Source organism: Lentimicrobiaceae bacterium (assembly GCA_028697555.1).
In the GTDB taxonomy this organism is placed as follows: Bacteria; Bacteroidota; Bacteroidia; order Bacteroidales; family UBA4417; genus UBA4417.
The window spans coordinates 1-9,010 of record JAQVEX010000046.1 but is presented as its reverse complement, the minus strand read 5'-3'; the positions used below and the strand labels follow the sequence as shown (position 1 = coordinate 9,010).

The following is a 9,010-nucleotide window of genomic DNA, read 5'->3' as shown; positions in this document are numbered from 1 at the left end:
ATAAAAATAAGTCGCAACGCTGACAAAAAGAACGATAACACTTATTGGTATAAAAATCTTTCTCATGCTAATGCCCGCCGACTTAATTGCCACCAACTCGTTGTTTTCACCCAAATTTCCGAAAGACATTATTGACGAAAGCAGTATGGAAATAGGCAAAGCCGTAGGCAAAAAGGTAAACGATGCGTAAAACAACAGTTTTGCTATTACCTGCCAACTTAAGCCCTTGCCCACCATTACATCTACGTAAGTCCATACAAATTGCATGAGCAAGACAAATATTACAACAAAAAATGTTGAAAATAATGGTCCTACATACGACTTAATAACCAAACTATATATCTTCTTCACCTATATGGAATTTTCTATTTTAACAACAATTTATAAACCATTTAACAATAATTAATGGTGTTTTTTTGCAAAATTAAACGTTTAAAATAATTTTGTAATGTTTTACGTTACAAAAAAACAATAATTTTAAAAGGGCTAAAATAATAAACTCAGATGAACAGAATTGCTATTACAATTTGTTTGTTGCTGTCGCTAGCAATAACAACAAACAAAGCTTACTCACAAATGCCTTCAAGAGTCAATATTGAAGGAACGCTAATCGACTCGTCGAAAAACTCAGTCCCATTTGCTACAATAATGTTGCTTTCGGTTAAAGACTCAACTTTGGTTAGTTTTACTACAAGCAATGAAAATGGAGAATTTAAACTGAATAATATTAAAAATGAAACGCAAATCTTAAAGATTTCGCATGTTAGCTACATTCCACACCAACAAAACATACTGCCTACAAATGAAAAAACTTTGATTTTAAAAGGCATAGAGCTGAAACCCATTCAAACTGATTTGTTGGAAGTTGTCGTTAGAGCTGCCAAAGCTCCTTTGTTTATCAAAGGCGACACTGTTGAGTTTGACGCAACAACTTTTATTGTACCTCCGGGCTCTACGGTTGAAGACCTGCTTTCGCGACTTCCGGGAGTTGAAGTTGATAGCGACGGTAAAATAACCACTCAGGGACAAGAAGTGAAAAAGGTTTACGTTGAAGGAAAAACGTTTTTTGGCAACGACCCCAAAAGTGTTACAAAAAACTTAGGTGCCGAATCTGTTTCCAGAGTACAAATTTATAACGAAAGATCGGAACAAGCGCAGCTTACAGGCATTGACGACGGCACACAAGAAAAAGCAATGAACCTTGAGCTTAAAGAAGCATACAAGACAGGAGCATTCGGGAAACTGTCGGTTGCCGGCGGAACGCAGGATCGTTGGGCTCTCAGGGGAAACTACAACCGCTTTACAACTAAATCGCAACTTTCGTTTATTGGATACGGAAACAATATCAACCAAACAGGTTTGAACTGGAGCGACTACTCTGAATTTAAGGGGAATAATGCCTTTACCGAGTACGACAACGGCGACTTTGGGTTTATTGCAAGTGTGGGAGATTATAACTTCTACCGAATTTCGGGTGTTTCCAGATTCGATGGCAAAGGCTTTACCAATAACTACGGCGGCGGAACAAACTATAATTACGATAACTCAAAAACCAAGTTTAATACGAGCTACCTGTACAACCAAACCGATTTGGATTACATAAGAAATTCGTTTCGCAAAACCATATTGGACAGTTTAAGCGGATTTAATAAATACGACACTTTAAACTACAACAACAAAGTGTTTAATCACAGCATTGGCACTAGATTTGAACACGATTTCGACTCGGCTAATAAAATTATTGCAAAAGTCAATGTTAATTTCAGTGGCGACAACGATAATAATTTGCAAAATCAATGGTTTACCGACCTTAGCCTTGAGCCTTCAAACCATTTGCAACTATCTTCAATAAAAGATATTGACAAATATGCGATCACTTCTGCAGCCATATACAATCATAAGTTTAAAAAATTGGGACGCTCGTTTTCGTTAAGTGGCGGATTTAATACTCAAAACTCCGAAAATAACACTAGTTTGAAAAACCTTAACGAACTGTTTAATGCGCTAACCCCTAATGAATTAATACAACAGTATGCCAAGACCGACAATTCGGTAACAGAAATAAAATCGAGTTTATTGTACACCGAACCCTTGTCTTCTAAGTTCTTTCTCGAATTTTTTAGCAACTTTAGTAATAACATAACTCAGAACAACAATCAGGTTCATGATGTTGTTTTAGATTCTGCCAGAATTGACAGTTTGAGCAATCTTTATAAACAAACCACCTTATTCAACCGTGTTGGAAGTTCGATAAGATACTCATACGACGGCTTGAATATTGCCGTAGGTTTTGCAGCCGAACGCATAGGAATGGACGGTCTAAACGCACTTGACAAAGGTTTCGATTGGAGCCCCGACAAGCTAAACAAGGTATATTATAACTTTGCTCCAAATGTTATGGTTAATTACATGATGAGCCAAAACAATATGTTTGGGGTAAACTACAGTAAAACCATATCACCTCCAAGTTATGCGTATTTGCAACCTGTGAAAAATACGAGCAATCCGGCATATCAATATTTAGGTAATATTAATCTGCTGCCTTCAACATATCACAGCGTTGACATGAATTTGCGATTATTTAATCCTTCATCGTTTAGCAGTATTAATATGCACGCAGGATATAGTCTCACGCAAAATCCTATATACTACGCTCTAAACACAACATTTGTCCCGGGAAAAGGTGTTATTACCGTAGCCAAACCTACAAACATGGACAACGAACATAGCGTATATTCATACATTTGGACGAGCTTTCCGATAATTAAAACAAAACTTACAACCGACTTTATGGTTGGCTATTCATATCGGAAACAACCCTCGGAAATTAATAATGTCAAAGATTGGAATGATGCAAATACGGGAAGAACCAGATTAAGATTTAATCTTACCCCTAACCATAATTTTAATTTCTCATTTACTACTCGTTTCAATTACTCGACTAATAACTATCAAGTAAACAAAACGCTTAATAATAACTTTTATACCTTACGCTTAAATGCCGATATTAAGTGGCAGTTTATAAATAAAACATACTTCGAAAGTAGTTTCGACTATTACTACTATTACAACTCGAAAATACAAGCTGCAAATCCTATACCTTTGTGGCATGCTTCAATCAGAAGGTTGTTGGGTAAAAGTAATAAGTTTGAAGTCAGACTTGCCGCCTTTGATATATTTAACAAGAGCTTAAGTATAGACCAAATTGCCAATCTCAACTATATTGAACAAGCAACTACCAACACTTTGGCAAGATACTTTATGCTAAGTGTTTCGTACAATCTAAAAGGCTTCGACCAAAACTACCAACGTAGAGGCGGTGGAGGTATGAGGAGAAGGCATTAAGTGTTGCGGGGTGCGTGTTACGAGTTACGAGTTAGGAGTTAAGAGTCAGGAGTTAGGAGTCAGGAGTCAGGAGTTAGGAGTTTTTAGACTCGGAACTCAGAACTTGCCCCAATTGTTCATTGTTCATTGTTAATTGTTCATTGCTAATTGCCACCACCTACTACGGTGCCAGCTTAAGCACTACCCAGCCATTCTTTTTCAAATGGACTTCCATAGCCACAACTAAGTGTTTATTCTGATTGTAATGGGGTTCTTTAAGAACTAAATATACGGGTTTATCGGGCTTTTTTGTCAGTAATTGCAGTGCAGGTTTATAATCGGAAGGTATGCTTTTGGTATAGAAATGACTTGCATAAGTGTGAAATCCGGAAGTTAGCACGTAGCAATCCTCATCTGCGACAGATTTGTAAAACTCTATTACTGCTCCCTGAGTGTATTTCTCAATTCTATAAGGAAAAATATAAATTATACTTATGATAAATAACGCCGAAGCGGAAAACAAGGTTATAAACGCTTTTTTGTATTTATTCTTTCTGCTCATCGCTACAGCGACAATAACTACAATAAAAAAGATTAATGCTATCACCCACTCCCAACGTAACCAATTGACTTCGGCTTGAAGGTTTAACACAGCAAAATCGTCTTTTATGTATGGTATTATCTCTTGCTTATATTTTTCTATAAGCGGAACGATGGCAACTACCAACGAAAATACGGCAGCAATAATAATCAGCAAAACATTGGTAAGTCGGCTCCATTTTACTTTTCCTTCAAAAATATGAATCAAGCAATATGCTCCCAGAAAACTCATCGGGAAATAACATAAGGAACTGTAATGCACTATTTTGGTTTTAACAATTGTGAATAAAATAAGAACGAACCAAAACAAAATTTGCATTAAAACCGCGAAAATATCAGCAACAGATTGTTTGTCTTTAACTCTGAAAAGATATTTGAGCGAAAATATTGATATAGGGAACATTCCAATCAGCAGAACAACAACGTGATACAGAAAGTTGCCGCCATGTCCTGCATCAGGAGTTAGAAACAGCCGAATTTGATAAGCAATAAAATCTATTACTGTTTGTAGATTACCACCTATAATTTGCAAGATAAACCAAATACTACCCACAATAATTATTGACGAAAGAAAAATAAGCCATTCGGTTAGCGACAGTAGTTTTAAAGGTTTGGTTTCGGCTTCGGAATCTTTTGCTATAACAAACTTTTGCGATTTGATAATTTGCATCAGTAAAAATATAAATACAACTGCTCCTACAATTAGCAATCCGACTGGACCTTTTGTAAGAATGGACAAACCGACAAAAACTCCACTCAATAAAGCCGAAAGATTTCTTTTCTTTTTGGTATCGCTAATTTGCAGTTTGAAAAAGAAATAAATCGAAACGAACATAAAGAAGTTAAACCAAGGGTCTATTATTCCTGAGCGGAAATAGAAATGCGACAAAACCGAAGCGAAATAAACAAAAGACCACACAAGTCCGAAAGCTTTTGAATGCAGCTTTTTCCCCATAAAAAATATAGTGAGCAAAGTAACTATTCCGGCTATGGCATTTGGCAAACGAGCCGCAAATTCGTTAATACCGAATATTTTCATAGTTACAACCTGCATCCAAACAAAAAGCGGAGGTTTTTCCCAAAACGGTCGGAAGGCAATTTGAACATCTATATAGTTGCCGTCAACAATCATTTCGCGAGCACACTCAGCAAAATTAATTTCGTCCCAATCAAAAAGATTTACACCACCCAAAAATGGAATAAACGCGAGAGCCGAAATTACAACTATGATAAGGGATAATGTTCTTGTAGATGTTAAATTTATTGCCTTCATCAAAAAACAATTTGTTTATTTTCTGCTGATTGCCTTTTTAGCTGCTTTAACGATATGTACGTCGTCTAAGCCGTATTTCTTCAAAAGCTCATCGGGAGTTCCGCTTTCGCCAAAGGTATCGCCAAGTGCGACAAACTCGATAGGTGTAGGCAACAGCTGAGCACAAAGTCCGGCAATACTTTCGCCTAAGCCGCCGTTTTTAAAGTGTTCTTCGGCTACAACAGCACAACCTGTTTTGCTTATTGATTTGATAATTGCTTCGGTATCAAGTGGTTTTATAGTATGAATATTAATAACCTCGGCTTTTATTCCTTGTTCTTCTAAGGCTTCTGCAGCTTGCAAAGCAAACCAAACCATGTGTCCGGTAGCAAAAATACTAACATCAGTACCTTCGTTCAACACAATAGCTTTACCGATTTCAAAAGGCATATCCTTTGGAATAAAAACAGGCATTGCAGGACGACCAAAACGTAGGTAAACCGGACCGTAATATTCGGCTATTGCCTTTGTTGCCTGATAGGTTTGATTATAGTCGCATGGATTGATAACTACCATATTTGGCAACATTTTCATCATGCCAAGGTCTTCCATAACCTGATGCGTGGCTCCGTCTTCGCCTGTGGTAAGACCTGCATGCGATCCACATATTTTAACATTGGTATTGGAATACGCAACACATTGTCTTATTTGGTCGTAAACACGGGAAGAACTAAAGTTTGCAAAAGTTCCGGTAAAAGGAATTTTTCCACCCACAGCAAAACCGGCAGCCATGGAAATCATATTCGCTTCGGCTATGCCAATTTGAAAAAATCTGTCGGGAAACGCTTTAGCAAACTTGTCCATTTTAACAGAGCCGGTTAAATCGGCACATAAGGCGACAATATTTTTGTTGGTTTGAGCTATATCATGCAAAGCATCGCCAAAACCCGAGCGGGTATCTTTTTTTTCGGTGTATGAATACTTCATTTTATTTGTTTTTTAATTTGGAACAAAATTAAAAGAAAACTATTAATTATTACAATTTTGAGACAATATTTTTAGATAAGCTACAAAAGCGAAAAAAAACAAAAAATCTCATCTTTTAACACAAAATACTTATCTTTGCAAACAAGATTAACCCGCCCAGGTGGTGAAATTGGTAGACGCGCCAGCTTGAGGGGCTGGTGTCCATTAGGACGTGCAAGTTCGACTCTTGTCCTGGGCACATTGCAAAACTACAATGCACTAGAAGTAGATTGTCGGAATAACTTCGCAATTATTGTCTCACATAGCTTTATCTAACTTCATAAAACAAGTTGTAAGTACAATTTGCATTCATTACCTAAATTTTGAATAGAAAAACAGACTTAAATAATTGCAATTTATTTATCAAACACTGATTGTTGAGAACTTTTAGTCCGAGACGGTCTACAACTACAATAAATTTGTAATTTAGCAGTGAAATATATCGCTACAAATTAGTAATATTACAATAAAACCAAATTGATGACTGAAATAAACAGAAGCAACTACACGGAAGAGACGATAAAATCGATGGATTGGAGAGAGCACATCCGCAGCAGACCCGGTATGTACATTGGGAAGTTGGGAGATGGTGCTTCGCACGACGACGGAATTTACGTGCTGATAAAAGAAGTTGTTGACAACTCTGTTGATGAGTACGCAGCCGGATTTGGAAAGAAAATTGAAATCACCATAAAGGATAAGCAAGTTGTTGTGCGCGACTACGGCAGGGGAATTCCGCTTGGTAGCGTAATTGAATGCGTATCGCAGATTAATACCGGAGGAAAACTCTACGAAAACGAAGCTTTTACAAAATCCGTAGGACTTAACGGCGTTGGTTTGAAAGCTGTTAATGCTTTGTCGTCGAATTTTGTTACTCAAAGTATTAGAAATAACAGAACTGTTATTGTTGAATACAGTCAAGGCAATTTTGTTAGCAATAGCGGCGAAATTGACTGCAACGAAAAAGACGGCACTATAGTAACTTTTACTCCCGACGAAGAAATTTTCGGCAATTATCATTTCTATAAAGAATATGTCGACAAGATGCTGTGGAATTATTGCTATTTGAACAATAATTTAACAATAAACCTGAACGGAGAAACTTTACAAGCCAAAAACGGTTTGCTTGACATGCTCAGCAACAACTTAGACGAAAACAAAATCGTATATCCAATTATTCACATTACCGACAACGATTTTGAATGTGCTTTAACACATACCAATAAATACTACGGCGAAGAGTATTTCTCGTTTGTAAACGGACAATACACAACACAAGGCGGCACGCATCTTACGGCTTTCAGAGAAATTTATGTTCGTACAATAAAAGAGTTTTACAACAAAGATTTCGACCCTGCCGATATTCGTTCGGGTATTGTTGCGGCTGTAAGTATTAAGGTGAAGAGCCCGATTTTTGAATCGCAGACCAAAACAAAGTTAGGTTCAACACATATAGCCGAAGGCGGAGTAACCATTTACAAGTTCATTTCCGATATTCTGAAAAAGAAATTAGACGATTACCTTCACATCAATCCTGATGTTGCTGAATTGTTGCTCAATAAAATATTGCAGTCGGAAAAAGAACGCAAAGAAATAACCAACTACAAGAAATTGGCTCGCGAGAGTGTTAAAAAAACCAGTCTTCACAACAAAAAACTACGCGATTGTCGTGTGCATTACAATAGCGACGATGAGTTACGAGACGAAAGCACTTTGTTTATCACTGAAGGCGATTCGGCTAGCGGTTCAATTACAAAATCGAGAGATGTTAATACACAAGCCGTCTTTAGCCTTAGAGGTAAACCTCTTAACTCTTACGGAAAAACCAAAAAAATTGTTTACGAAAACGACGAATTTAATCTGCTACAAGCAGCTATTAACGTTGAAGATGGTATTGAAAACCTTAGATACAACAAAATAGTGATTGCCACCGATGCCGACGTTGACGGAATGCACATCAGACTGCTTTTGCTGACTTTCTTCTTGCAATTTTATCCCGAACTTGTAAAAAACGGACACGTATATATTTTGCAAACTCCACTTTACAGAGTTCGTAACAAAAAAGAAACTATTTATTGCTACGACGAAGACCAAAAAGTTGAGGCTTTGGACAAACTTAAACCAAATCCGGAAATTACACGATTTAAAGGTTTGGGCGAAATATCACCTGAAGAATTTGGACACTTTATTGGCAAAAATATCCGACTTGAACCTGTAATTCTAAAAAATACGTCGGAAATCGATAAGGTTTTAGAGTATTACATGGGAAACAATACGCCAAGTCGCCAGAATTTTATTATAGAAAATTTAAGGTACGAAGAAGCCGAAATAGGCGTTGCTTAAACTTGCAACAATCTTCCTTATCTATTGCAATGCAACAAGTTGGCTTGAAAAAATATGGTATTTTTGCATCTTAATAATTAATCTAATTTTAGTATTTATAGAAATAAATTATAACATAAGCATATCTTTGCAAAAAAAACATTATGAGTTTAAAATGCGGTATAATAGGATTAACATCCTGCGGAAAAACAACTTTGTTTAATTGTGTTTCCAACTCGAAGATAGACCCCGAACAAAATTACGGGAAATCGAACTTAGGACAAATATTTGTTCCCGACGAAAGACTGTACAAGATTAGAGAATACATCAAATCGGAAAAGATTGTTCCAACTACCGTTGATTTGGTCGATATTCCAGGATTAACCAAAGGCTCCGGACAGGCTGAAAGCAGTTCGGCAAAGTTTTTAGCCGAAATTCAGCAAACCGATGCTCTTATTCACGTTATACGCTGTTTTGATAGCCAAA

6 protein-coding genes and 1 tRNA gene are annotated in these 9,010 nt (G+C 36.8%); 4 read left to right on the top strand and 3 right to left on the bottom strand.

Annotated features, from left to right (window positions below):
• On the bottom strand, positions 1–351 hold a 351-nt coding region (locus PHP31_07895), incomplete at its 3' end, for an LptF/LptG family permease (protein MDD3739197.1).
• A gap of 153 nt (positions 352–504) precedes the next feature.
• On the opposite strand from PHP31_07895, the gene PHP31_07890 reads away from it, so the two are divergent.
• The gene (locus PHP31_07890) at positions 505–3,345 is read left to right on the top strand and encodes an outer membrane beta-barrel protein (GenBank protein MDD3739196.1); all 2,841 of its coding nucleotides are present in this window, start codon (positions 505–507) and stop codon (positions 3,343–3,345) included.
• Between the two features lie 160 nt (positions 3,346–3,505).
• Here PHP31_07890 and PHP31_07885 read toward each other — a convergent pair whose 3' ends face one another.
• Positions 3,506–5,197, bottom strand: a complete 1,692-nt coding sequence (locus tag PHP31_07885) for a glycosyltransferase family 39 protein (protein ID MDD3739195.1) — start codon at positions 5,195–5,197, stop codon at positions 3,506–3,508.
• A gap of 15 nt (positions 5,198–5,212) precedes the next feature.
• A complete protein-coding gene (locus PHP31_07880) occupies positions 5,213–6,163 on the bottom strand; it encodes a transketolase C-terminal domain-containing protein (GenBank protein MDD3739194.1) in 951 nt (316 codons plus the stop codon).
• Between the two features lie 154 nt (positions 6,164–6,317).
• Between PHP31_07880 and PHP31_07875 the strand changes: the two genes are divergently transcribed.
• From PHP31_07875 to PHP31_07865, 3 genes are all read left to right on the top strand, one after another.
• Positions 6,318–6,401, top strand: a tRNA-Leu gene (locus tag PHP31_07875).
• Positions 6,402–6,682: 281 nt separating this feature from the next.
• Positions 6,683–8,545: a toprim domain-containing protein gene (locus PHP31_07870; protein ID MDD3739193.1), complete on the top strand. Its 1,863-nt coding sequence runs from the start codon at positions 6,683–6,685 to the stop codon at positions 8,543–8,545.
• Between the two features lie 143 nt (positions 8,546–8,688).
• Positions 8,689–9,010: 50S ribosome-binding GTPase (locus PHP31_07865; protein MDD3739192.1), on the top strand; the 322-nt coding region annotated here is incomplete at its 3' end.